Origin of the sequence: Sphingomonas suaedae, assembly GCF_007833215.1 — a bacterium.
GTDB classification, from domain to species: domain Bacteria; phylum Pseudomonadota; class Alphaproteobacteria; order Sphingomonadales; family Sphingomonadaceae; genus Sphingomonas; species Sphingomonas suaedae.
Genome location: NZ_CP042239.1, coordinates 936475 through 959939, shown reverse-complemented (window position 1 = coordinate 959939; position 23465 = coordinate 936475). Strand labels below are relative to the sequence as shown.

Here is a 23465-nt window from a genome sequence, read left to right as displayed (position 1 = left end):
GCGGCTCTAGCGGCTTCTGCGCTGCGGCGAAAGCAGTCAGCGCTTCGCCAGCCGCGCCAAAATTCCGCCCATCTCGAACACCGTGGCCTGCGCATCGAGCGACTGGGCGAGCGCGATCGGGCCGAGCTGCGAGGCGGCCTCATAGACCGCGATCGTCTCCGCCAGCGCAGCGCCCTGCCGCTCGCGCGCTTCGGCAAGGGCAAAGGCGGGAACGCGCGCGAGGAACGCCTCGTAGCGCGGCTGCGCCGCCTTGGTGCCGAGCGTCCGGGCGAGACGGGCGCGGATGGCGTTGTCGGGATCACCGCGCGCCGCGATCGCCGCCATCTCGCCGTCGAGCGTCGCGAGGTCGAGCCCGGCGAAACCCAGCGCCTTGCCCGGCGAGCCGTTGCCCGCGCGGACCAGCGCGTCGATCTCCGCCGCGCTCGCCTCCGGCAAGCGTTCGCGCAGCACCGCGGCAACCTCGGCATCGGCCAGCGGGTCGAAGCGCAGCACCCGGCAGCGCGAGCGGATCGTCGGGAGCAGCCGCCCGGGCGAATGGCTGACGAGCAGGAAGATCGTCCCCGCCGGCGGCTCCTCGAGATTCTTGAGCAGCGCGTTGGCGGCGCCGGGGCGTTCGACATCGTCGATCGCGTCGATGATGATGACGCGACGGCTCGACATGCTCGGCTTGGTCGCGAACATCGGATTGAGCGCGCGCACCTGCGCGATCGAAATCGACCGCGCGAGATTCTCCCCGGGCTTGTCGGCATCCTTGGGCAGGCGCGTCAGCACGCGATAATCGGGATGGGCCCCGGATTCGATCAGGCGGCGGGTCGCATTGTCCTCGGGCAATTCAAAGTCGCCGGGCAGCGGTCCCTGCCCCGCCCCTTCCGCCAGCATCCGTGCGGCGGCGGCGCGGGCGAACGCGGCCTTGCCCAGCCCCTCCGGCCCGGTGAACAGCCATGCGTGATGTAGCTGGCCGCCTGACAGAGCGGCGCGAAGCGCGGCCTTTGCCGCGGCGTTGGCGGGAGATGACGTCATGGCAGCAGATCGGCGAGCGCATCCATGAGTGACGTCGTGACGTCATCCATGCTGCCCGATGCGTCGATCAGCCGCACGCGATCCGGCTCGGCCTCGGCGATGCGGCGAAACTGCGCGGCGACCGCGGCGTGAAAGTCCGGCCCGCGCGCGCCGAAACGGTCGGCCGCGCCGCCATCGCGCGCGATCGAGCGGGCATGGCCGGCGCCGTCGGGCAGGTCGAGCACCAGCGTGCGGTCAGGCAACAGCCCCTTCGACCCGAAGCCGTGCAGCGCCAGAATCGCGGCATCATCGATATGCTGCGCGCCCTGATAGGCGCGGGTGGAATCGACATAGCGGTCGCACAGCACCCAGCTGCCTGCCTCCACCGCAGGGCGGATCAGCTTCTCGACATGGTCGGCGCGCGCGGCGGCGAACAACAGGGTTTCGCTATGCGCGCTCCAGCGATTGACCGCGCCCTGCATCAGCAGGCCGCGGATCGCCTCGGCCCCCTCGGTCCCGCCCGGTTCGCGGGTCAGCACGACATGGACGCCGCGCGCCTCCAGCGCCTCGGCCAGCCGCTTTGCCTGGGTCGATTTACCCGCCCCCTCCCCGCCCTCAAGGCTGAGGAAGACGCCCCTCACGCGCCGAACAGCGACATCAGGCCGGCCCAGATCCGGCCGAAGAACCCGGCTTCACCGACATCGGCCGCGGCGACCAGCGGCAGCCGCTGTTCAGGCAGGCCCGGCGAGGTCACCACCAGATCGGCGATATGCGCGCCCGCCTTGATCGGCGCCTTGATCGGCCCCTGATAGACCACGGTGGCGCGCAGATCGGGATTGGCACCCGACGGCACGGCAATGGCGAGATCGCGCGGAGCGACCAGCCCGACCTGCGACGCATCGCCCAGCTGGACATCCGCCTGCTCGACGGTGCGGCCCTTGCTCACCAATTTGCGCGAAGACCAGGCGCGGAAGCCCCAGTCCATGAACTTGACCGATTCCTCGATCCGCTGATTGTAGCTGGTGAGGCCGGCGACCACCATCACCAGGCGACGGCCATTCTGCTGTGCCGATCCGGTGAAGCCATAGCCGGCCTCTTCCGTATGGCCGGTCTTGAGCCCATCGGCGCCCTGTACGCGGCCGAGCAACGGATCGCGGTTCGCCTGAGTAATCGGCGCGCCGCCCATGGTGGTGCCGAAGGTGAAGCTCTCCTTGGAATAGAAGCGCTTGTAGAGATCGGGAAAGTTGGTGATCGTCGCCTTGGCGAGCTTGGCCAGATCGCGGGCGGTGACATAGGTACGCCCTTCGTCCGGCCAGCCATTGGAGGTGCCGAAGCGGCTGCCGGTCAGGCCGATTTCCTTTGCCTTCTGGTTCATCAGATTGGTGAAGGCTTCTTCGGTTCCGGAGATATGCTCGGCCAGCACGACACAGGCGTCGTTACCCGATACGACGATCACACCGTTGAGCAGGTTTTCGATGCTGACCTTCTGACCCGGTGACAGGAACATGGTCGAACCCGCTGAGGGACCATGCCATTTGCGCCACGTCTCCGGTCGCACATCGGCCATGGTGTCGAGCTTCAGCTTGCCCTGTTTGATGAGATCGAACGCGACATAGGCGGTCATCATCTTCGCCATCGATGCAGGCGGCATCCGGCGATCGGCGTCCTTGGCAAACAGCACCGCGTCGGACGACAGATCCTCAAGATAGGCGACCGGAGCCGCCGTCTGGAACGGGGGCGTCTGCGCCGACCCGGGCGCAACGGTGAGCGAGAGGGCGGCGGTGGCGAGGAAAAACTTCTTCATGGGTCGGTATCGGTCCAACGCTGGAGTTACGGAACGGAAATGATGCGCGCGTCGCCAAAGCCGCGCCGGGCGACATCGGCACGCGCGCGTTCGGCGGCTGCGCTGCTGGTAAAGGGGCCGAGCTGGATGCGATAGACCCCGCCGCCCGGGCGGACGACGCCGCCCAGTTGGTCGGCGAGCGCGCGAGCGCGGGATGCGCTGGAGAGCGCGGCAACCTGAACGAACAGCCCGCCGGTCGGACGCGCTGCGGGTCGCGTGGCCTGTGATGCCGGGCGCGCCGGACGGTCAGGCGGTGGCGCAGCGGCTTCCTCACGCGGGGTGGCGCCAAGGCGGCGGCGGAGTCCGGCGAGCAAGGCGGGGGGCGCATCCGCGCGCGGCGGCACCGGCTGTCCGGCTGCGAGCGCCGCCGCATCCTGCCCGGTCACCGATACGCGACGCACGCGGACGGGCGGGTTGCCGGTGACGCCAAGCTGTCGCGCGGCGCCGCCCGACAGGTCGATCAGCCCCTGGCCGGGGCCGCGGATCAGGATCAGGATCGTCTTGCCGGTGTCGAGTGCAGTTACTTCAGCATGACTGCCCTGCGGCAGTACGGCGCTGAGCGCGAACACGCCCTCCCCCGCCCCCGCATAACCGGCATAGCCGACGCGGTCGTAACGCTCCTCACCCGGACGCAGGCGAGAGCTGCCCTGAGGCCCCTCGGGCGTCTCGGGAGCGCCATCCGCGTAGGAAGGTGGCGGCGCGGCGGGCAATTCGGCAGCGGCTCCGGCAGGCGCTGGCGGCAATTCCTCGAGCTCGCCGCCGCCCCCGCTGCATGACGCCAACAGCGCGCCCGCGGCGACGAGGCTAATTCTCGACTTCATCGGCCAGCAATCCCACCGAAAGCGCATAGAAATTGGAGCAGTTGTAATCGAGGATCACGCGATAATTTCCGGTGAGCAGATACGCCGTCCTGCCCGGCCCGTCGGGCTCCAGCAGCGTCGCCTGGATATTCCCGTCCGGCCAGCGCCCCGATTGCGGCACCACGCCGAGCGCGCGCCATTCGGCCATCGTCCGCCATTGCGAATGCCGCTCGAACACCCGCGAACAGCGGGTCGGAACAGTGCGGTTGACCAGCGCCGCGCGATCGAGGCTTGAGGGCACATTGACGGCGACGCCCCACGGCTGTCCCGGTCGCCATCCCGCCGCGACGAAATAATTGGCGATCGAGGCGAGCGTATCGGCCTCGTTCGACCAGATGTTGGCGACGCCATCCCCGTCGCCGTCGCGCGCGAGGCGCAGATAGACCGAGGGGAGGAATTGCGGATAACCGAACGCCCCCGCCCAGCTGCCCTTGAGCCGGTCACGCGGAACGCCGCGATCGACCATCTTCATCGTCGCGATGAATTCGCCCGAAAACAACGCGCGACGGCGGCCTTCATAGGCGAGCGTGGCGAGGCTGCGCGGCAGATCGAACCCGCCGGTATAGCTGCCATAATTGGTCTCGTGCCCGAAGATCGCGACCATGATCGATTCGGGAACCCCGGTCTCACGCTCGACCCGTTCCAGCTTCGCGCGCAACCGGCGATAGGTCTCGCGACCCCGATTGATCCGCGCGGCATCGACATGCCGGGCCTTGTAGGGCGCGAAATTGGGGATCGGCGCGTTGGGATTGCTCCCCGGCTGATCGCGGTCCAGCTCGATCACGCGGGGGTTGTAGGTGAGCGATGGCAGCACCGCATCGAGTGTGCGCGCGCTCACCCCCTCGGCCAGCGCCTGCTGGCGCAGCGGCCCGTTGATATAGGCCTGGAACCCGGCCTCGTCCTGAGCCACGGCCGGGGCGCCAGCGACGCCAAGCGCCGCAACCGCCGTACCGACCAGAATGAAACGCCGCATCAGGCCCTCAAATCCTCGCATGGCTTCTCTCTGCCACAGGCGGCGGCGGGCATGAACCCCCCGCGACGGCGAAATCGCTAAGCCCTTGCGGAAAACGCGGCGAAAGCCCTAAGGGCCATGCCGCGCGGAGAGGTGGCCGAGTGGTTTAAGGCAGCGGTCTTGAAAACCGCCGTAGGTGCAAGCCTACCGTGGGTTCGAATCCCACCCTCTCCGCCAGAATTTTCTTTGGATGACGTGCATGAAGCGTTCGATGACAAGAACGCTCGCACGAAAGACGGCGTCGCTAGTCGTAAGAAGTCCCTACGCCGTGGAGGAAATCCTTGGGTGATGCGGGAAGACATTGATGTCGCGACGATGTTTCGCGGCACTATTGTATCGGCGCACTCCTATATCGAAACGACGATGGGTGAGCTTTCGCTACGCGCCTCCCAGCTTTCAATATACGCGAATATCCGTCCGAATTTCCCCTACGGCGCGGACCAGCGAATATCCTTCGTCCGACAGGCGTTCGCATTCGGTCCACTCAAACGATATCAATCCTGGGCTAACATCGTTCTAAATCGCTTCGCGTCAGACGCCCGACTCCGTCACCAAATGGCGCACGCCCGAATGCAGGTGATGCCGGGCAGAGTCGTTTTTCACGATTTTCCGAGAGGCGATGGCGCTGCGCCTACGGTATACTCCCAACCTTTCACATTGGTCGAGCTGGAACGTTTGGCATGGAAGGCTGCGCTTCGAAGCAGGGCAATACAACGTCTAATGGGACGGTTAAATGCGACCGGAATTCTCCCGACGTGGGAGAGCTGTACCCAGCTATAGTCGCTGTTTATCCCGAGAGGTGTGGATAACGCGCTCGATACGCACCACGTCTTCAATCACGCGATAAAAGATCGCATATCGGCCGTGCGGCTTCGAGCGCAATCCATCGCCGACCTCGGGCCGGGCCATTCCGAGAAACGGGTGGTCAATCAGGATCACGCACGCCTTTCTTAGCTCTGCGACGAAGGATCTCGCGTGATCTGGATCGTCCTCAGCGATATAGGCTGCAATTTCGCGCAGGTCGGCCTGGGCCGCAGGCGCGAAAACCAGCCTCATCCGGCTTTCTTGCGGGCGATCTCGTCGATCATGGCCTCCACCTCGGCGAAGACCTCATCGGCGGGGATGCCTTCGCCGCTTGCCGCGCCATAGGCGATATCGGCGCGCAACGCCTCAAGCTTCGCGGCGCGCTCCTCCTCCTGCTCCTCGAGCAGGCGCAGGCTGTCGCGGATCACTTCGCTGGCGGACGCATAGCGGCCAGAACTGACCTGACGCTTGATGAAACCTTCGAAATGGCTGCCGAGGGTGAAGCTGGAGGGCATGGCCGAACACTATCACTTTATGATAGTTTGGACAACGCCCCTCACCCCCGCCCGATCAGCCGCATCGCGATCCGGTCCGCAACCTCGCTCGCCGGGTCGGCGGTGCGGTCGCTTTCGTCCCAGACTTCGGCGAGGCGGTCGGGGATGCGGGCGATGCGGGCTTCCACCTCGGCGCGGTCGCCCTGGCCGAGATATTCCAGGCCCACATTGATGATGCCGCCCGCGTTGATGACGTAATCGGGGGCATAGAGGATGCCGCGCGCATGGATGCGAGCGCCGTCCTCGGGCGTCGCAAGCTGGTTGTTGGCGCCGCCTGCGACGATCTTGCAGGTCAGCGCGGCGATGCTCGCCTCGGTCAGGATCGCGCCCAGTGCGTTGGGGCTGAAGATTTCCGCTTCGACGCCCAGGATCGCATCGGCCGCAACCGTGTCGGCTCCCAGTTCATCGGCGAGCGCCTGCGCCCGCTCCGCGTTCACGTCGGCCAGAGTAAGCTTCGCACCGTCCGCCGCGAGCCGCCGGGCGAGGCCGCCGCCGACGCTGCCCACGCCCTGGATCGCGACATGGACGCCCTTCATGCTCTCCGCGCCCAGCGCGCGCTGCGCCGCAGTCTTGACGCCAAGATAGATTCCGAGCGCGGTGAACGGTCCGGGATCGCCCCCCGCATCGCCACCCGCGACCGGCAGGCCGGAGACATGGCGGGTGCGGGTCGCGATGATCTTCATCCGCGCCTCCGACATGCCGACATCCTCGGCGGTGACATAGCGTCCGCCGAGCGACTCCACCGCCTCGCCAAATGCGACCAGCTGATCCTCGCTGATCGTCGCACCCTGCTGCCGCGCGAGGACCACGCCCTTGCCGCCGCCCAGCGGAAGGCCGGCCATCGCGTTCTTGAAGCTCATGCCCCGCGACAATCGCAAGGCGTCGGTAATCGCGGCATTGCTGTCGGCATAGTGCCAGAAGCGCACGCCGCCCGCCGCCGGGCCAAGATAGGTGGAATGGACCGCGATCACCGCGCGCAGGCCGGAAGCCGGATCGGTGAAGAGGTGAATCCCCTCATGCGCGTCGAAATCAGGCAGGTCCCAAACCGCAGTCATGCGTCTATCCCGTGGCTAACAATATTTCGAGAGCGCGTAATATTCTTCCGCGCCGGGAAGCGCCAGTCCAAATTTGTCGCGCCGAAATCGGCGGGTCTAATCAGCAGAAGGGGAAATGGGGCGACCGACGGGACTTGAACCCGCAACCCCCGGCATCACAAGCCGGTGCGCTAACCAATTGCGCCACGATCGCCGCGAAGCCGCGCGCTTAGCGGCGAGATGCCCGTTCCGTCAAGCCGCTGTGTGGCGGCATCTGCGGGCGACGGCAGAAGATGGGGGTGCGGGCTGCTTCCACTGATCCCCGCCCGGCCTGCCTCGCGGGTGATGCCGATCGCTGCATCGACCGATATCTGCCCCTCGCGCGCCATCAACCGTGCCGAACCGGCAAGCGTCGGCGTGCTGATAAAGGCGTGCCGCGCCAGGATCGCCGCATCGCCGCCCTCCGCCAGCAGACGGCGCAAATCGGCATCGATCGCGACCGTCTCGAACAACAGCGCAGTGCCGTCAAAGCCGCTATAGTCGCAGGCCGGGCAACCGGCGGGCCGATAAATGACCGTGCCGGGATCGACCCCCAGCAGCGCCGCGTCCGATCCGCACGCCTGGGTCGGATTGCGACAGGTGGCGCACAAGCGCTGTTCCGGCCTGACCGCGATCAGCGCACGCAGCGCCAGCGCGAGGAGATAGCGGTTCACCCGCCAGCTGCGCAGCCGTCCGATCGCCGCGACGACATTCTCCGCATCGATGCCCATGACGACGCGCCGCCCCTGCTGCGCAAGTTCGAACGCGGCGTCGAGCGTCGCACGATCCTCGCATCGTGCGATCAGGATCGAGTCGCAATCCATGCGCGCCGCAAGGTCGAGGTCGGCACGTCCGCCCGCCAGTCGCGCGACATATCGCTCCCCGGGCGCGTCGGCCAGGGCGTCCATCACGCGCGACGTCGCATCGGCATCCTGCGATGCGATCAACAGCGCGCCCCCCGCTCCGCGCATTGCATCGCGCAGGCGCGCGCGCATCCCGCGCGGCATACCGAGATCGGACAGAGCACAGTCGGCGTCCGCCTCGCCGGTCAGATCGATCACGATGCGGTCGCCACGGCGCGCCGCGCACGGATGGGCGGCAGCTTGCGCGACCCAGTCCGGCGGCACGGGCGCGTCGCGAATGGCCATCAGATCGGAACCGAACCGGGCGAAGGCAGTGGCGTTGTCACCGTACAGCACGATATGCAGCGCCGTCGCGCGCGACCGTGTCGCCGCACGCACCAGATCCTCAAAACTTGCCGCATCACGCATATTGCCGCGCTATGGCGGTGTGATGACGCTGATCTTGCGTTTACATGACGGTTTTAAGTCAGCGCGCAATGGTGGCGAGGCTCCGCCCCTTCTGGCAAAAGCGCGGCATGACGACCCCCTATCCCGACTGCGGCTTTCCGATCGAGCCGGTGATCGAACGGCTCGGTTCCCGGCCGGGCGTTCAGAAAGTCCCGACGCCCAAATTGACCCTGTTCATCCGCAAGGCGTTTCTCGATGCCGATTTTTGCGTCGAACTGATGGCGATGATCGACCGCGACCGGCGGCCGTCGCTGGTCTCCGATTATAATGGCGACGCGGTGTTCCGGACGAGCGAGACGTGCGACCTCCCCGTCGACGGCGCACTGTCGCTGCGGCTCGATTCGCTGATCTGCGACTTTATCGGCCTCGATCCCGCGCATGGCGAGCCGCTGCAGGGCCAGCGCTATGCGGTGGGGCAGGAGTTCAAAGCGCATACCGACTATTTCGAGCCGACCGGCGTGGACTTCGAGAAATTCTGCTCGGTCGCCGGGCAGCGCACCTGGACGGTGATGATCTATCTCAACGCCGTCGAGGCGGGCGGCGCGACGCGGTTCAAGGCGATCGACAAGATCGTCCAGCCCGAGCCCGGCAAGCTGCTGGCGTGGAGCAATTTGCGCCCGAACGGCACGCCCAATCCATCGACATTGCATCACGCGATGAAGGTGCGGGCCGGAACGAAGTATGTGATCACGAAGTGGTTTCGCGAACGTCCCTGGGGGTGATGCGGCTGAGGCGTGCGTTACGCACGCTCAATCGCCCGCAAGGAAAAGCCCCGGCCGCACGCTGCGACCGGGGCTCCCCCTTTTGAACCGACAAGCCTGGCGGCCGGTCAGAACTTGATGCTGGCGCCGAGCGAGAAGCTGGTGCCGACGTCATAGACGTTGTTCTGGATGAGGATCTCGCCTTCCTGAACCTCGATGAAGCGGCGACCCGTGATGTTGCGGGCCTGGAACTTCAGTTCCACTTCCTTCGACCCGATCTCGATGCCCTCGCGCCACACGAAGTCGAGACGCAGACCCGGCTTTTCTACGGTGTCGGGATAGGGGAAACTGCCCGAAAAGGCACCACGGCCGGTCACGCGATCGCTGGCATAGGTCAGCAGCAAGGTCTGTTGCGACAGGCGCTCAGTATCTTCCAGGCCGACCTGCACGTTCACGAGATGATCGGACTGACCCGTAAGCGGATCACCGTCGCGGAACCGCGAGTCCGCAGGCTGGACAAACGGTGCCGAGCCGCCGGTGTCGAGCAGGACATTATCCCCCGACTCTACCTCGAGCTGCGATTTGGAGTAGGTATAGTTCGCGATCGTGACCGCGCGGCGCGTGCTGAAGAAGCCGCCGCCCAGCGTGTCGAGCGGCCAGTACTTCACTGCCTCGATCTCCGCACCGTAAAGCACCGCCGACGGTGCGTTTGCGAACGAGGTCTGCAACACGAAGCCGCCGCCGATATTGGTCACCGCCTCGATGGGATTGTCGATCTTCTTGAAGAAGCCGGCGATCGAAACGCGCTGCTCACGGGCGAAATACCACTCAAACCGCGCTTCGGCGTTGATTAACTCGCTATCGACCAGGAAACGGTTGCCGATGAACTGGCGATCCGACTCGGTGTCGAGATAGAGCTGATTGGCTAGTTCGCGGAACTGCGGACGCGCGATCGTTTTGGACGCATGGACACGCAATTGCATGTCCGCCGCAAAATTCCACGTCGCGGTCAGCGCGGGAAGGAAATAGTCCTTTTCGAGGCGCGTCGGCGCGGGGACACCGCCCAGATTGGTGATGTCGATCAGCGCAACCTGCTGCTCGCCTTTCTCATAGCGCACACCGCCCTGCAGACGGACTTGGCCGAAATCTGCCTCGCCCTGCAAATAGGCGGCATGGACCTTCAGCGCGGCGTCATAGGCCGATGCACCGGCCACGCCGCTCGTCTCCTGAAGCAGGATGTCGTAGGTGTCGACATTATAGTCCGAGAGCAGATAGTCGGGACGCAGCTGCGCCACGGCGTCGTTCAGCGTGCCTTGAGGCAGGAACTGGAAATCGCGGCGGGTCGAGCTGCGCTGCGTATCGAGATAGGCATAGCCCGCCGAGACGGTGAAGCCGGAGGGGAAACGGTAAGCGAGGTCCAGCGCGCCATTATAGACGTCCTCATTCAGGTCGCTGAACGACACGCTCGCCGACCCGCGGTTCGAGCCGCTCAGGTAGTTCACATAGTCGGTAACGCCGGGAATACCGAGCGAAGGTCCCCAGACATAGGTGAAGCTCCGCTCATAAGGTGCCTCGCGCTGAGAGTTCGCATAGCCGAAGCGCGCATCGACCGAAAAGTCGCCGAACTCGAATTCGCCCACCGCCTGGCTGTTGAACAGCTGGCGCTCGGTCCAGTTGGTATTCTGCTGGAGGAAATCGGCGGGCTGGCTGAAGTCGTCGGGGACGCCAAAGCCCGATTGGCTGAAAAACTGGCCAATCCGCGCCTGCTTCGACGTGTCGCGCACATAGACGTTGGTGAACCGGATCTTGTGCTCGCCAAATTCTAGGCCGAGACCGAGCAGCGCGTTGGTGATCACCCGATGCTCGGTCCGAACATAACGCGCGTCACGCGCAAGAATGTTTCCAGGACCGGTCTGCTGGATCGATTCGCGCGTCTTGAAGCTGTTGTCGTAGCCGCCGCTCGCGATGATGCCGAGCCGGGTCCCACCGATATCCGTGGTCAGACCTGCGCTTACGTCAAGCGAGGTGTTCAGGGGGATGTGATTATTCTGCTGGACCACGGTGGTTTCGGCGTTGAGCAGGCTCCGGGTGATGGCCTTGATCTCATCTTCGCTGAAATCGGCGCCCGGCAGGATCGCTGAACCCGATTCGAGCGCGCGCTGGAAGACCGGGGCAGGCGATCGCGACCCGTCATCATAGCCAAGCCAGTCGAGGTCGCTGCCATAATAGGTGTAGCCGAGGTTGCTGCTGGTGAAGGTGTCGCCGCTGACGCTACCTCCGATCTTCAGAAAGCTCTCGCGCGGGATTGCCGTCGTGGTCAGGTTGATGACGCCACCGCCGAATTCTGCGGGATAGGCAACCGAATAGCTCTTCTGGACGACGGCGCTGCTCACCAGGCTGCTCGGGAAGATGTCGAGCGGCACGACGCGGCGCAGCGGCTCGGGGCTGGGCAGCGCGAGGCCGTTGAGCAGCGCGAGCGAGTAGCGGTCGCCAAGCCCGCGGACATAGACGAAACCGTTTCCGACGACACTGAGGCCGGTGACGCGACCGAGCGCGCCGGCGATGTCGCCCTCGCCCGTGCGCTGGATGTCGGCAGCCGAAAGCACGGTCACGACTTCCGGGGTGGCGCGGATCGCGTTGGGGATATTGCGCCCGATGACGACGATTTCCTGGCCATCGTCAGCCGAGGCTCCGGGCCCGGAAATCTCGACCGTCTCCTCCTCAACGGGCTCCTCGACCTGACCCGCGCTGGGGGTTGAGGCGGGGGCGGGATCGGTTTGGGCAAAGGCGGGCGCGCTCAACGCGCTGGTGAGCAGCAACGCGGTCGCGAGCGTGTGAGAAGTCGACATCGAAAAGGCCCCCGAAAATAGATAATCTGGCATGAAGGGGGCGGCAGATCGCCTGCCGCCCCCTTTCGTTACGAAGCGGCAGACACTCAGCTCGTCGGGAGGCTGGTGCAGGCCGAACCGCTGCCGAAGTTCGCGGTCGACGAGTCGCAGGTCCAGCCGCGGTACCAGAGGTCCGACGCGCCCGAGACCGCGCCGACATAGCTGGTCTGGACGAAGAAGGACGAACCGCCATTGGCCGACGAAGTGATGTTCGTCGCTGCGGTCATTCCGGTGACCGTGGGCAGGAAGCCGTCGGTCAGCGTCACGGTAGCGGCATAGTTGTTGCCGGTGCTGTTCGGATTGTTCTGGGCCGCATCGGCTTCGAACGTGTCGCTGTCCGAATTGTCGAAGCGGAAGCAGCTGAACGCCGTGGAGCGGATGGTCGGCGGACCGGCCTCGTCCTTGGTGGCGTCTGCGGCCTGAACGGTCTGGGCAGTGTCGATATCGAGGCACGAACCTGCCGTGGTGCTCGGATTATAGACCACGCCGTTGATGAGCGAGTAATCCGGGCCACCGCGCATCTTTACGGCACCGCTGCCGGTCGCAAGCTGCACGAACGAGAAGTTGGCGAGACGCGTGTACTGGCGCGGCGTCGCATCGAACTGGCCGTCATCGTCCGAATCCGCTTCGATGATCGTATCGCCGGCGCCGGCGCGCTGCACCGCGATCACGAACTGGATCGCACCCTTGTAGCCGAAGTCGGTGTCGAGATTGTCGTCATCGTTGCCGGTCAGCACCAGATAGCGCATGTTCTGGCGGCCACCGAATGACTCGATCGCATCGTCGCCCGAATTGTGAATCTGGATATATTCGATCGTGGTGCCCGAACCGACACCGCCGGTGGTCAGGCCCTGAAGCTCGTTACCCTCGACGATCGAATAGCCGGTGTAGCGGATCTGGACATAACGCATCGTGCCCGACGTGTCCGAAGCGAGCGCGCCGCCGTAGAACGCATTGGCGCCCGGCCCCTCGACCAGACGCTGGCAGTTCGCCGCGCCGCCGGTTGCACCACCGTCACAGTTCGAGATCGGTGCCCGTCCAAGCAGGACGACGCCGCCCCACTGGTTCGAGCTAGCATCGGTCGCTTCGCCAAGCACGTTCTGGCGCGAGGTGAAGATGATCGGCTGGGTCTCGGTGCCGCTTGCGTTGATCTGCGAGCCGCGCAGCACGACGAGGAAGGTCGGCTGGTTCGCGGCATAGATCACGACGCCCGGATCGATCGTCAGCGTGGCGGACGTGCCGCCGACCGCAGCGCCGTCACCGCCGACATCGACGCCGACATTGGTGCGACCGCTCATCGAGTAGATCACGCCCGGCAACTTCGCGAGGCTGAGGTTGGTGGTGATGTTGGTCGGCAGGCGGCAGTCGCGCAGATTGGCGATCACGCCCGAGTTGATCGTGCCGGTCGGGCAAGAGGCCGCAGGGCCGGTCGGCGTCGGGGTGGGCGTCGGGCTCGGCGTGGGGGTTGGCGCAGGGGCCGGGGTCGGCGCAGGAACCACGATCACGCCCTCGCCAGGCGAGGCGATGCTGCTGGCGCCGTCGCACGCGGCGAGCGTCGCGCCGGCGACGCCGGTCATCAGGATGAGGCTGAAACGCTTGAAGTCGGCCATGAATATCTCCGTCCGGTTCGATCCGGTTTGCAGGATGATGGGCGGGCGCCCCGGATCGACTCGGAAGCTCCCCCTGCCGATCACAGGGGCCGCGCTACGGGGCGACGATGACGGAGGGATGGGATTTGGGAGAAAGTTCAATGACGTACGAATGACGTTTTCGTGACGTTGATGACAATCGCGTTACGACGCGGTTCGCGGGTCTGTGCAACCGGTCGAGCGCGCACAGCAAAAGACCCGCCGAAGCGGGTCCGGCGGGTCTTTGGAAATGGTGGGCGCGGCTGGGATTGAACCAGCGACCCCTGCGGTGTGAACACAGTGCTCTACCACTGAGCTACGCGCCCGATGTCCCGACGACCATTTGGCGCGCCGATGACGGTTCCGACGGATCGGAACTCCCCGGAGTGGCCCGGGGAGCGGAGCCTCTAAAAGGACGGAACCGGCTTGTCCAGCCCCGTCCTGCTCCGTTTAGTTGACCGCGTCCTTCAGGCCCTTGCCGGCCTTGAACTTGGGCTGCGACGACGCCTTGATCGTCATCGGCTCGCCCGTGCGCGGGTTGCGGCCCGTCGACGCCTTGCGCTTCGAGACCGAGAAGGTGCCAAAGCCCACCAGACGGACCTCGTCGCCCTTTTTGAGCGAGGTGGTGACCGCATCGAATACCGCTTCCACGGCCTTGCTCGCGTCCCCCTTGCTCAGGCCTGCCGTGTCGGCGACCGTCGCGATCAGTTCCTGCTTGTTCATGCCCTTTGAACCCCTGCTTATTTTGGTAGGCGTAGATAATGGAATCACGGCACCGAAATGCCGGTTGATTAGCAAAACGCCTCCCGGCCCCGCTGTAAAGCGGAAAGCGGTGAGATTTGGGCGAATCCGATCAGATTCGCCGTTTACGCCGCGTCAACCGTCAATGGCGGAGCGGATCGGCCCCCGTTCCACCCGCGACGGCAGGCGGCTGGGCCGCAAGCTCATCCGCATCGGTCCAGTCGATCGCGGTTAGCGGAGCGGTCAGCGCCAGCTTCAGCACCTCGTCGACATGCGCGACCGGGACGATCTCCAGCCCCTCGCGGATATTCGCCGGGATCTCGGCGAGGTCCTTTTCATTCTCCTGCGGGATCAGCACCATTTTGATGCCCCCGCGCAGAGCCGCAAGCAGCTTTTCCTTGAGGCCGCCGATCGGCAGCACGCGCCCGCGCAGCGTGACCTCGCCGGTCATCGCGATGTCCTTGCGCACCGGCACCCCGGTGAGCGTCGAGACGATCGCCGTGACGAGGCCGATGCCCGCCGACGGCCCGTCCTTGGGCACCGCGCCTTCGGGCAGATGGACGTGGATATCCTTGCGCGCGAAGATGCTCGGCTTGATCCCATAGCTCGGGCTGCGCGCGCGGATGAAGCTGAACGCCGCGTCGACGCTCTCCTTCATCACATCGCCCAGCTTGCCGGTCGTCTTGATCGCGCCCTTGCCGGGCACGGTCACGCTTTCGATGGTCAGCAGCTCGCCGCCGACTTCGGTCCAGGCGAGGCCGGTGACGGCGCCGATCTGATGCTCCTCCTCGCCAATGCCGAAGCGGTACTTTCGCACCCCCGCGAACTCGTGGAGATTTTCCGGCGTCACGACGACGCTCTCCGCCTTTCCTTCCAGGATGCGGCGCAGCGCCTTGCGCGCCAGCTTGGCGATCTCGCGCTCCAGCGTGCGGACGCCCGCCTCCCGCGTGTAATAACGGATGAGGTCGCGCAGGCCGTCCTCGGTCAGCTCGAACTCGCCGTCCTTCAGGCCGTGCGCGTCGACCTGCTTGGCGAGGAGGTGACCCTTGGCGATCTCGACCTTCTCGTCCTCGGTATAGCCTTCCAGCCGGATGATCTCCATGCGGTCGAGCAAAGGCTGAGGCAAATTCAATGAGTTGGCGGTCGTCACGAACATGATGTCCGAAAGATCGACGTCGATCTCCAGATAATGGTCGTTGAACTTGCTGTTCTGTTCGGGGTCGAGCACCTCGAGCAGTGCCGATGCGGGATCGCCACGGAAGTCCTGGCCGAGCTTGTCGATCTCATCGAGCAGGAACAGCGGGTTGCTGGTCCCCGCCTTTTTGAGATTGGTGACGATCTTGCCCGGCAGCGAACCGATATAGGTGCGACGGTGGCCGCGAATCTCGGCCTCGTCGCGCACGCCGCCCAGCGACTGGCGGATGAACTCGCGTCCCGTGGCCTTGGCGATCGACTTGCCCAGTGACGTCTTGCCGACGCCGGGAGGACCCACAAGGCAAAGGATCGGTCCCTTGAGTTTGTTGGTCCGCGCCTGCACCGCGAGATATTCGATGATCCGGTCCTTGACCTTTTCCAGGCCATAGTGATCGGCATCGAGCACCGCCTCGGCTTCGACCAGGTCCTTTTTGAGCTTCGACTTCTTGCCCCAGGGCAGGCCCAGCAGCACGTCGAGATAGTTGCGCACGACGGTCGCCTCGGCGCTCATCGGCGCCATGGTCTTGAGCTTCTTGAGCTCCGCCTGCGCCTTCGTCCGCGCCTCTTTCGACAGCTTGAGCGTGGCGATCTTCTGGGTCAGCTCGGCGATCTCGTCGCCCTCGCCTTCCTCGCCCTCATTGCCCAGCTCGCGCTGGATCGCCTTCAATTGCTCGTTCAGATAATATTCGCGCTGGGTCTTCTCCATCTGGCGCTTCACGCGCGAGCGGATCTTCTTCTCGACCTGCAACACGCCCAGTTCGCCTTCCATGAAGGCGAACACCATTTCGAGGCGCTTCTGCGGATCGGTCTCGACCAGCAGGCTCTGCTTGTCCGCGACCTTGACCGCGATATTGCCCGCCACCGCGTCGGCGAGACGCGATGCTTCCTCGATCTCGCCCAGCTGCACCGCAGTCTCGGCGGGCAGCTTTCGGTTGAGCTTGGCATAATTTTCGAACTGATCGATCACCGATCGCATCAGTGCCTGGATCTCCGCACCCTCGGTTTCCTTCTCCTCCACCGGCGACACGGTGGCGGTGAGGAAGGAGCCGCTTTCGTCCATCGCCTCCAGCTTGCCGCGCTCCTTGCCCGCGACGAGCACGCGCACGGTGCCGTCGGGGAGCTTGAGCAACTGCATCACCTCGGCAGAAACGCCGGTGTCATACAGATCTTCACGGCCGGGATCGTCATTGGCGGGATCGAGCTGGGCGACCAGGAAAATCTCCTTGTCGTCAGCCATGGCGGCCTCGAGTGCGGCGACCGACTTGTCGCGGCCGACGAACAGCGGCACGATCATGTGCGGGAACACGACGATGTCGCGCAGCGGCAATACGGGATAGGTAGGCTTCATGGATACTCCGGTGCTGCCCACATGGGGCAGAGTCGCTCATCTATATGGGGAGCGGGGGCAGCGCATCAATGCAGTCTTCACCGCGATCGCACTGCTGGGGTGCTGCGGCACCGCGTCCGCCCAACGGGGCGAGCCGCCGATTACCCCCCTCACCGCCCTGTCGGGCGGGCCGGTGGAGCCGGAACGCGCGGCGTTGCGGCTGGAGCATGTCGATCTCGACCTGACGGTCGATCCGGCGCGCAAGCTGTTGTCCGGCACCGCGCAGCTAACGCTCAGCACCAGCATCCGCCAGACCCGCCTGCTGATCGATCTCGATACCAACCTTGCGGTTTCGGGGGTCCGCATCGACGGCGTGGCGCTGGCGCCGGGAAGCTGGCGCAATCCGGAGGGGCGGCTGGCGATCGACCTGCCTCGCCCTGTCCCTGCGGGCGGCAAGGTCATCGCGCGGATCGACTATGGCGGGCGTCCGCATGAAGCGGTGAACGCGCCCTGGGATGACGGCATCGTCTGGTCGAGCTGGCAGGGCAAGCCCTGGGTCGCGACCACGGCGCAGGGCTATGGCTGCGACCTGTTCTGGCCCTGCCTCGATTTCCCTGCCGGCGAGGTGAAGGCGATCCGCCTCGCGATCACGACGCCGGGCGGAGAACCCGCCATCGCCAATGGCCGATTGATGTCGGTTCGGCCGCTGCCCGATGGCGGCGCGCGCTGGACCTGGGAGGCAAGGAACATCAACCCCTATCTGATCGCGATCAACATCGGCCCGTATCGCGAAATCAAGGGGCGTTATGCCAGCAGGTTCGGCAACAAGATCCCCCTGCATCTCTGGCATCTGGCGGGCAAGGACCGGCAGGCGGCCGGGCTGTTCGCCGAATTCGCGCCGACGCTCGACTTTTTCGAGACCATGATCGGCCCCTACCCCTTCGCCGACGAGAAACTCGGCGTGGTCGAAACGCCGCATCTCGGCATGGAGCACCAGACGGTCAACGCCTATGGCAATGACTATCGCAAGGACGAAACCGGTTTCGACTGGCTCTTCCAGCACGAACTGGCGCATGAATGGTTCGGCAACCAGATGACGGCCGCGAACTGGGACGATTTCTGGCTGCACGAGGGCTATGGCCAATATATGCAGCCGCTCTACGGCCAATGGCGTGAGGGCGAGGCCCGTTATGCCGCGATGATGGCGACGCAGCGCCGTTACATTCTCAATCGCCAGCCGCTGGTGTCTGGCAGGGTCAAGGCTTCGGACGAGGTCTATCAGTCCGAAAAGGGCGGGCCGGGGCAGGATATCTATTACAAGGGCGCGTGGGTTCTCCACACGCTGCGCTATCTGATCGGCGACAAACCGTTTTTCGATGCGACGCGGCGGCTGGTCTATGGCCGCCCCGATCCGAAACCCGGCAATTTCGTCCCCCGCTTCACCTCGACCGCCGAGTTCGAGACGCTGATGAACGCGGCTGCCGGGCGCGATCTTGGCTGGTTTTTCGACATCTATCTCCGCGAGGCGGCACTGCCCGAACTGGTTGAGACGCGCACGGGCGACCGGCTGACGCTGGCGTGGAAGACGGCGCGTCAGGCCCCCTTCCCGCTGCCGGTCGATGTGCAGATCGATGGACAGGTGCGGCGGCTGGCGATGGCGGGGGGCCGCGAAACGGTCCGGGTCCCCGCAAGCGCCCATGTCGTGGTCGACCCCATGGCGCGCATCCTGCGGCGGAGTAGCGCGATCGAGGCGATGCAGCGGCGTTGAGGGTTAGTCCAGCCGGATATGTGCGTCGCTGACGCGCAGCTGGTTGCGTCCCGCGCGTTTCGCTGCATAGAGCGCCGCATCGGCACGGGTCATCGCCTGTCCGATCGTCTCCCCGTCCAGAGCGACCACGCCCCCCGAACAGGTCACGGGGCTTCCATCGGGCCGATCGATCAATCCCGCGCCCATACGCCGGACGATGCGATGGAGGATTCCCGCAGCCTCCCCCTCCTCCGTCTCGGGGAAGAAGACGGCGAACTCCTCCCCGCCCCAGCGGGCGACGCAGTCCGATCGCCGCACGCCGCGCGCCAGATAGGCTGCGAAATCCTGTAGAATCGCATCGCCCGCATCATGGCCGAATTGGTCATTCACCGCCTTGAAACGGTCGAGATCGATGAGTGCGACCGTGCCGTCCCGAGCCGCCTCGGTTCGGGTCAGGAAGCCGCGCCGATTGAGCAGACCGGTGAGCGGGTCGCGATGCGCGGCATCGTCCAGCGTCGCGATCCGGACCTTGGTTGCCTCGGTCGCGCGGTTCACCCCGACCACCAGCTCGGCCAGCAGATCACCGTCGCGCACCGCCGTCAGCGCGGCAGTCTGTTCGCGTTCGAGCGCCGCGACCGCCCGTGTGGCGATACGGACCGGCGCCAGCAGCGCATCGATACATAGAAGCGTGAACAGCGTGCCGACCAGGGTCGCGCCGATCACCAGGCCGAGGCTCGGCCAGTCCGCCCGCCCGGTCGCGAGCTGCCATCCGGCAAGGGCGAGTAGTGGGATATGGGTCCCAACGGAACATAGCGCGAGCATCCGCAGTCTCAGGCTGCCGGGAAACAGGAACCGTGTCGCCTGATAGAACCGCACCCGATTGCCCTCGCCCTAACGTCGCGCGGGGGACAGTCCGGTCATTCGGGTTAATCAATTGCGGCACTTCATGGTTAAGCCTGTGGACAAGCGCGGCGTTCCGTCACTTGCGTTGATAGACGCGGACATGATCGATCTCGAACCGGATCGGGAAGATCGCATCATCGACCTCCCCGCCCATCGCGCCGCCGATGGCGAGGTTGAGCAGCAGATATTGCGGCTTGTCGAACGGCCATTGCGACGCCCCGGTGCCCGCGTTGCGATAGCGGTGATAGGGCTTGCCATCGACCGCGAAGCTGATCGCGTCGGGGGTCCAGACGATCTGATAGTCGTGAAAGGCGGAACAGGCGTCGTCGACTCGGATCCTGCCACCGTCGCCATAGGTGCCTGCGGTCGCGCGGTTGTGGATCGTCCCGAATATGTCTCCCGGCGTCTTGCCGACATGCTCCATGATGTCAATCTCGCCCCCATCGGGCCAGTTCGCGGTCGCCCCCAGCATCCAGATTGCAGGCCAGCTGCCCTTGCCGCAGGGCAGCTTCGCCCGAACCTCGATCATCCCATAGGTCCATTCTCCCTTACCCTTGGTGATCAGGCGCGCGGAGGTGTAGCGCTGGCCGCCATGGTCGGGCCGGTCGGACAGCGTCTCGCGGCGCGCGGTGATGATGAGGCGGCCATTCTCGACCCGCGCATTTTCGGGCCGGTCGGCGGCGTAATATTGCAGCTCGTCATTATACCAGCCGGTCTTGTTGGCGTGAGTGTCCCAGCTCCATTTTGCGGGATCGGGCAGGCCGTCGCGATCGAACTCGTCTGACCAGACCAGCGCATATACTGGTTCGGTCGGCTCCGACTGGCCGCCGAGCATCAGCGCCGCCGCGACCAGCAAGGACCATTTTCTCCGGTTCGAAGGCATAACCGACCCCCTCTGATTGGTTCTATATTGATCTTGTAGTTGTTATAATGAATGATGCAATCTCAGTTATCGCAGGGGATTGCCATGCGAAGTGCAATTGCAGCGATACTCACGGCGGTTGCGACGCCTGCCCTGTGCGGCACGGTGACCGTCGCCATGTCCGGCCAGGCGGCGAGCGAGCCGACCATCCTGAACGAACCGAGCGCCAACTGGACCGTCTATGGCCCCGGCCAGACGCACAAGGGCCGCAAGGACCCGGCGGTGCAGGGAGGCGGCGCGATGCGCGTGGCGATCACGGCCAAACCCGCCAATCCGTGGGACATCGGCGCCTCGTCCCCGATCAAGGGAGCGATTGCCAAGGGCGATCGTCTTGTCCTGGCATTCTGGGCACGGCTCGCCGATGGCGGCGCCGACGGGCGCACGACGATCGCAGGGGCGATCCAGCAGGCATCGCCACCCTATGCCGCAATCGTCAGCGGGTCGGTCGAACTGACCGGCGACTGGACGCTGGTGCATATCAAGGGCATCGCTGCGAGCGGCCATGCCGCCGGAACCGCCAATGTCGCCCTGACTCTGGGCGGTGCGGCGCACACGATCGACCTGGGGCCGGTGTTCGTCCTGAAAAGCGCCTGAACGCAAAACGGGCGCCGGTTCGACCCGGCGCCCGTTCGACGACTCAGACTGCGATCCGCGTCAGGCGGCGTCGCCCGTCCCTGCCTTCTTCTTCTCGGCATAGACGCGCACCGGGTCCTTGGTGCCCAGAACCACGTCCTTGTCGATCATCACTTCGTCCACCCCGTCCATGCTGGGCAGGTCGAACATCGTGTCGAGCAATATGCCCTCGAGGATCGAGCGAAGTCCGCGCGCACCGGTCTTGCGCTCGATCGCCTTCTTGGCGACCGCCACCAGCGCGTCTTCGGTGAAGCTGAGCTTGACGTTCTCCATCTCGAACAGCTTCTGATACTGTTTGACCAGCGCGTTCTTCGGCTCGGTCAGGATCTTGACCAGCGCCTCGATATCCAGATCCTCGAGCGTCGCGACCACCGGCAGGCGGCCGACGAATTCGGGGATCAGGCCGAACTTGAGCAGATCCTCCGGCTCGGTCTGGCGCAGCGTCTCACCGGTCCGGCGTTCTTCCGGCGCGGCGACATAAGCGCCGAAGCCGATCGACTTGCCCTGCAGGCGGTCCCCGATGATCTTCTCGAGACCGCTGAACGCGCCGCCGCAGATGAACAAGATGTTCGTCGTGTCGACCTGCAGAAATTCCTGCTGCGGATGCTTGCGCCCGCCCTGCGGCGGAACCGAGGCGGTCGTGCCTTCCATCAGCTTGAGCAGCGCCTGCTGAACGCCCTCGCCACTCACGTCGCGGGTGATCGAGGGGTTCTCCGCCTTGCGGCTGATCTTGTCGATCTCGTCGATATAGACGATCCCGCGCTGCGCCCGCTCGACATTGTAATCCGACGCCTGGAGCAGCTTGAGGATGATGTTCTCGACATCCTCACCGACATAGCCGGCTTCGGTCAGCGTCGTCGCATCCGCCATGGTGAACGGCACGTCGAGGATACGCGCCAGCGTCTGCGCAAGCAGCGTCTTGCCGCAGCCGGTCGGCCCGACGAGCAGGATGTTCGACTTGGAAAGCTCGACGTCCGCACCCTTCGCGCCATGGTTCAGCCGCTTGTAATGGTTGTGCACCGCGACCGACAGAACGCGCTTCGCGCGCTTCTGGCCGATGACATAATCGTCGAGCACGTCGCAGATTTCCTGCGGCGTCGGAACACCGCCATCCTTCTTGCTGACAAGTGCCGACTTGGTCTCCTCACGAATGATATCGTTGCAGAGTTCGACGCACTCGTCACAGATGAACACGGTGGGGCCGGCGATCAGCTTGCGCACCTCGTGCTGCGACTTGCCGCAGAACGAGCAGTAGAGCGTGCTTTTCGAATCGCCGCCGCTTAACTTCGTCATTCAGTCTTCCTTTGCGTGCCGTGCGATTACGCAACACGGCATCCTACACCCGGGACAGAATCCCCGGCAATCCAAATTCGCCTATTAGCCCGGCAAGGGTGAGCGCCAGATTAAGACGCCCCGCCCTCGCTGTCAGCCGGTTGCGGACGTTTTTCATACACTTCGTCGACAAGACCGAACGCCTTGGCTTCATCGGCCTCCAGAAACGTGTCGCGATCCATCGCCGCTTCGATCTTTTCCAGCGGCTGTCCGGTATATTTCACATACAGGTCGTTCATCCGCCGCTTGATACGCAGGATTTCCTTGGCCTGGATCTCGATATCGCTGGCCATGCCCTGCGCGCCGCCCGAGGGCTGGTGGACCATGATCCGCGCATTGGTCAGCGCGACGCGCAGACCCGGCTCGCCCGCGGCAAGCAGGAAGCTGCCCATCGACGCGGCCTGGCCGATGCACACCGTGCCGACGCGCGGACGGATATACTGCATGGTATCGTGGATCGCCATGCCGGCGGTCACCACGCCACCGGGCGAGTTGATGTACATCCAGATGTCCTTCTTCGGGTTCTCGGACTCGAGGAAGAGCAGCTGGGCGGTAATCAGCGAGGCCATATGGTCCTCGATCGGCCCGGTAATGAAGATGATGCGCTCACGCAGCAGGCGCGAGAAGATGTCGAAGCTGCGTTCGCCGCGGCTCGACTGTTCGATGACGATGGGAACCAGCGCGCCAGTCACGGGATCGGCGGTCATCTGACCGAAAAGGGGGTGCATGTGGGAATGTCTCGTCAAATCTGTTTTTGCCCGCAAGCTACATCGGCGCTCGCACCGCGCGGCGCAAGGGGGGAAGAGGGTGAACGGGCGATGTCGGCGCGGCGGGGAATTGGCGAGACAGGCAACGCTCCCGGTCGATTGACCGTCTCAAGCGCCACTCCGTTAACCATGCAGAAGAACCTTCGAATGCAGATGGGGACCCATGTTGGTCCGAGCTCGTCCGCATGTGCCCTGCCCCGCTTTCGCGTGATGCCACCTTGGGCGAT

The 23465-nt window shown here is 65.0% G+C and carries 20 protein-coding genes and 3 tRNA genes; 4 read left to right on the top strand and 19 right to left on the bottom strand.

The window, feature by feature from the left end; genetic code table 11:
• Positions 1–36 precede the first annotated feature (36 nt).
• Genes FPZ54_RS04595 through FPZ54_RS04575 form a run of 5 tightly spaced genes read right to left on the bottom strand, consistent with a single transcriptional unit; the run spans position 37 to position 4675 of the window.
• On the bottom strand, positions 37–1020 hold the full coding sequence (locus FPZ54_RS04595; RefSeq protein WP_145845354.1) for an AAA family ATPase: 984 nt from the start codon (positions 1018–1020) through the stop codon (positions 37–39).
• The gene (tmk, locus tag FPZ54_RS04590; protein WP_145845352.1) at positions 1017–1640 is read right to left on the bottom strand and encodes a dTMP kinase; all 624 of its coding nucleotides are present in this window, start codon (positions 1638–1640) and stop codon (positions 1017–1019) included. Before tmk ends, FPZ54_RS04595 begins: the two co-directional genes overlap by 4 nt.
• The gene (locus tag FPZ54_RS04585; RefSeq protein ID WP_145845350.1) at positions 1637–2803 is read right to left on the bottom strand and encodes a D-alanyl-D-alanine carboxypeptidase family protein; all 1167 of its coding nucleotides are present in this window, start codon (positions 2801–2803) and stop codon (positions 1637–1639) included. The genes tmk and FPZ54_RS04585 overlap by 4 nt, the downstream gene beginning before the upstream one ends.
• 26 nt (positions 2804–2829) lie before the next feature.
• The gene (locus tag FPZ54_RS04580) at positions 2830–3663 is read right to left on the bottom strand and encodes an SPOR domain-containing protein (RefSeq protein WP_186456914.1); all 834 of its coding nucleotides are present in this window, start codon (positions 3661–3663) and stop codon (positions 2830–2832) included.
• Positions 3647–4675 carry a lytic murein transglycosylase gene (locus FPZ54_RS04575; RefSeq protein WP_145845348.1) on the bottom strand — a complete coding sequence of 343 codons (1029 nt, stop codon included), beginning with the start codon at positions 4673–4675 and terminating at the stop codon, positions 3647–3649. The genes FPZ54_RS04580 and FPZ54_RS04575 overlap by 17 nt, the downstream gene beginning before the upstream one ends.
• Positions 4676–4801: 126 nt before the next feature.
• On the opposite strand from FPZ54_RS04575, the gene FPZ54_RS04570 reads away from it, so the two are divergent.
• Positions 4802–4891, top strand: a tRNA-Ser gene (locus FPZ54_RS04570).
• A gap of 597 nt (positions 4892–5488) precedes the next feature.
• Here FPZ54_RS04570 and FPZ54_RS04565 read toward each other — a convergent pair.
• From FPZ54_RS04565 to FPZ54_RS04545, 5 genes are all read right to left on the bottom strand, one after another.
• A complete protein-coding gene (locus FPZ54_RS04565) occupies positions 5489–5770 on the bottom strand; it encodes a type II toxin-antitoxin system RelE/ParE family toxin (RefSeq protein ID WP_145845346.1) in 282 nt (93 codons plus the stop codon).
• Positions 5767–6033, bottom strand: coding sequence for a type II toxin-antitoxin system ParD family antitoxin (locus tag FPZ54_RS04560; protein WP_145845344.1), 267 nt, complete (start codon positions 6031–6033; stop codon positions 5767–5769). The genes FPZ54_RS04565 and FPZ54_RS04560 overlap by 4 nt, the downstream gene beginning before the upstream one ends.
• 41 nt (positions 6034–6074) lie before the next feature.
• On the bottom strand, positions 6075–7127 hold the full coding sequence (locus tag FPZ54_RS04555) for a Leu/Phe/Val dehydrogenase (RefSeq protein WP_145845342.1): 1053 nt from the start codon (positions 7125–7127) through the stop codon (positions 6075–6077).
• A 116-nt stretch (positions 7128–7243) separates the two neighbouring features.
• A tRNA-His gene (locus tag FPZ54_RS04550) sits at positions 7244–7320 on the bottom strand.
• Positions 7298–8416, bottom strand: coding sequence for an ATPase, T2SS/T4P/T4SS family (locus tag FPZ54_RS04545; RefSeq protein WP_145845341.1), 1119 nt, complete (start codon positions 8414–8416; stop codon positions 7298–7300). Before FPZ54_RS04545 ends, FPZ54_RS04550 begins: the two co-directional genes overlap by 23 nt.
• A 107-nt stretch (positions 8417–8523) precedes the next feature.
• Here FPZ54_RS04545 and FPZ54_RS04540 point away from each other — a divergent pair, with 107 nt between their 5' ends.
• Entirely contained in the window at positions 8524–9177 is a 654-nt protein-coding gene (locus FPZ54_RS04540; protein ID WP_145849572.1) for a prolyl hydroxylase family protein, read from the top strand.
• 107 nt (positions 9178–9284) lie between these two features.
• Here the strand turns inward: FPZ54_RS04540 and FPZ54_RS04535 are convergent, their stop codons facing one another.
• The 5 genes from FPZ54_RS04535 to lon all read right to left on the bottom strand — a co-directional run bounded on the left by FPZ54_RS04535 (position 9285) and on the right by lon (position 16955).
• Positions 9285–12005: a TonB-dependent receptor domain-containing protein gene (locus FPZ54_RS04535; RefSeq protein ID WP_145845339.1), complete on the bottom strand. Its 2721-nt coding sequence runs from the start codon at positions 12003–12005 to the stop codon at positions 9285–9287.
• Between the two features lie 86 nt (positions 12006–12091).
• The gene (locus FPZ54_RS04530; protein WP_145845337.1) at positions 12092–13654 is read right to left on the bottom strand and encodes a hypothetical protein; all 1563 of its coding nucleotides are present in this window, start codon (positions 13652–13654) and stop codon (positions 12092–12094) included.
• Positions 13655–13923: 269 nt separating this feature from the next.
• A tRNA-Val gene (locus tag FPZ54_RS04525) sits at positions 13924–13998 on the bottom strand.
• Positions 13999–14122: 124 nt separating this feature from the next.
• A complete protein-coding gene (locus FPZ54_RS04520) occupies positions 14123–14395 on the bottom strand; it encodes an HU family DNA-binding protein (protein WP_145845335.1) in 273 nt (90 codons plus the stop codon).
• A 160-nt stretch (positions 14396–14555) separates the two neighbouring features.
• On the bottom strand, positions 14556–16955 hold the full coding sequence (gene lon, locus FPZ54_RS04515) for an endopeptidase La (RefSeq protein ID WP_145845334.1): 2400 nt from the start codon (positions 16953–16955) through the stop codon (positions 14556–14558).
• Here lon and FPZ54_RS04510 point away from each other — a divergent pair.
• Entirely contained in the window at positions 16954–18702 is a 1749-nt protein-coding gene (locus FPZ54_RS04510) for a M1 family metallopeptidase (protein ID WP_145845332.1), read from the top strand. The genes lon and FPZ54_RS04510 overlap by 2 nt on opposite strands.
• A 3-nt stretch (positions 18703–18705) precedes the next feature.
• On the opposite strand, the gene FPZ54_RS04505 is transcribed toward FPZ54_RS04510, so the two are convergent.
• Both FPZ54_RS04505 and FPZ54_RS04500 read right to left on the bottom strand, forming a co-directional pair.
• Positions 18706–19557 carry a GGDEF domain-containing protein gene (locus tag FPZ54_RS04505; RefSeq protein WP_145845331.1) on the bottom strand — a complete coding sequence of 284 codons (852 nt, stop codon included), beginning with the start codon at positions 19555–19557 and terminating at the stop codon, positions 18706–18708.
• A 103-nt stretch (positions 19558–19660) separates the two neighbouring features.
• Positions 19661–20467: a glycoside hydrolase family 16 protein gene (locus FPZ54_RS04500; RefSeq protein ID WP_145845329.1), complete on the bottom strand. Its 807-nt coding sequence runs from the start codon at positions 20465–20467 to the stop codon at positions 19661–19663.
• Between the two features lie 84 nt (positions 20468–20551).
• On the opposite strand from FPZ54_RS04500, the gene FPZ54_RS04495 reads away from it, so the two are divergent.
• Positions 20552–21100: a carbohydrate binding domain-containing protein gene (locus FPZ54_RS04495; RefSeq protein ID WP_145845327.1), complete on the top strand. Its 549-nt coding sequence runs from the start codon at positions 20552–20554 to the stop codon at positions 21098–21100.
• Positions 21101–21160: 60 nt separating this feature from the next.
• On the opposite strand, the gene clpX is transcribed toward FPZ54_RS04495, so the two are convergent.
• Both clpX and FPZ54_RS04485 read right to left on the bottom strand, forming a co-directional pair.
• A complete protein-coding gene (gene clpX, locus FPZ54_RS04490) occupies positions 21161–22432 on the bottom strand; it encodes an ATP-dependent Clp protease ATP-binding subunit ClpX (RefSeq protein WP_145845326.1) in 1272 nt (423 codons plus the stop codon).
• 110 nt (positions 22433–22542) lie between these two features.
• Positions 22543–23199: an ATP-dependent Clp protease proteolytic subunit gene (locus FPZ54_RS04485; protein WP_239019713.1), complete on the bottom strand. Its 657-nt coding sequence runs from the start codon at positions 23197–23199 to the stop codon at positions 22543–22545.
• Between the last annotated feature and the right edge of the window lie 266 nt (positions 23200–23465).

Excerpts from the sequence above, each read along its gene's own strand:
- FPZ54_RS04485 (WP_239019713.1), bottom strand. The coding sequence starts at position 23,199 with ATGCACCCCCTTTTCGGTCAGATGACCGCCGATCCCGTGACTGGCGCG.
- FPZ54_RS04500 (WP_145845329.1), bottom strand. The coding sequence starts at position 20,467 with ATGCCTTCGAACCGGAGAAAATGGTCCTTGCTGGTCGCGGCGGCGCTG.
- FPZ54_RS04595 (WP_145845354.1), bottom strand. The coding sequence starts at position 1,020 with ATGACGTCATCTCCCGCCAACGCCGCGGCAAAGGCCGCGCTTCGCGCC.
- FPZ54_RS04585 (WP_145845350.1), bottom strand. The coding sequence starts at position 2,803 with ATGAAGAAGTTTTTCCTCGCCACCGCCGCCCTCTCGCTCACCGTTGCG.
- FPZ54_RS04565 (WP_145845346.1), bottom strand. The coding sequence starts at position 5,770 with ATGAGGCTGGTTTTCGCGCCTGCGGCCCAGGCCGACCTGCGCGAAATT.
- FPZ54_RS04555 (WP_145845342.1), bottom strand. The coding sequence starts at position 7,127 with ATGACTGCGGTTTGGGACCTGCCTGATTTCGACGCGCATGAGGGGATT.
- FPZ54_RS04540 (WP_145849572.1), top strand. The coding sequence starts at position 8,524 with ATGACGACCCCCTATCCCGACTGCGGCTTTCCGATCGAGCCGGTGATC.
- FPZ54_RS04520 (WP_145845335.1), bottom strand. The coding sequence starts at position 14,395 with ATGAACAAGCAGGAACTGATCGCGACGGTCGCCGACACGGCAGGCCTG.
- FPZ54_RS04495 (WP_145845327.1), top strand. The coding sequence starts at position 20,552 with ATGCGAAGTGCAATTGCAGCGATACTCACGGCGGTTGCGACGCCTGCC.
- FPZ54_RS04530 (WP_145845337.1), bottom strand. The coding sequence starts at position 13,654 with ATGGCCGACTTCAAGCGTTTCAGCCTCATCCTGATGACCGGCGTCGCC.
- lon (WP_145845334.1), bottom strand. The coding sequence starts at position 16,955 with ATGAAGCCTACCTATCCCGTATTGCCGCTGCGCGACATCGTCGTGTTC.
- FPZ54_RS04535 (WP_145845339.1), bottom strand. The coding sequence starts at position 12,005 with ATGTCGACTTCTCACACGCTCGCGACCGCGTTGCTGCTCACCAGCGCG.
- FPZ54_RS04560 (WP_145845344.1), bottom strand. The coding sequence starts at position 6,033 with ATGCCCTCCAGCTTCACCCTCGGCAGCCATTTCGAAGGTTTCATCAAG.
- FPZ54_RS04575 (WP_145845348.1), bottom strand. The coding sequence starts at position 4,675 with ATGCGGCGTTTCATTCTGGTCGGTACGGCGGTTGCGGCGCTTGGCGTC.
- FPZ54_RS04580 (WP_186456914.1), bottom strand. The coding sequence starts at position 3,663 with ATGAAGTCGAGAATTAGCCTCGTCGCCGCGGGCGCGCTGTTGGCGTCA.
- clpX (WP_145845326.1), bottom strand. The coding sequence starts at position 22,432 with ATGACGAAGTTAAGCGGCGGCGATTCGAAAAGCACGCTCTACTGCTCG.
- FPZ54_RS04545 (WP_145845341.1), bottom strand. The coding sequence starts at position 8,416 with ATGCGTGATGCGGCAAGTTTTGAGGATCTGGTGCGTGCGGCGACACGG.
- FPZ54_RS04510 (WP_145845332.1), top strand. The coding sequence starts at position 16,954 with ATGGATACTCCGGTGCTGCCCACATGGGGCAGAGTCGCTCATCTATAT.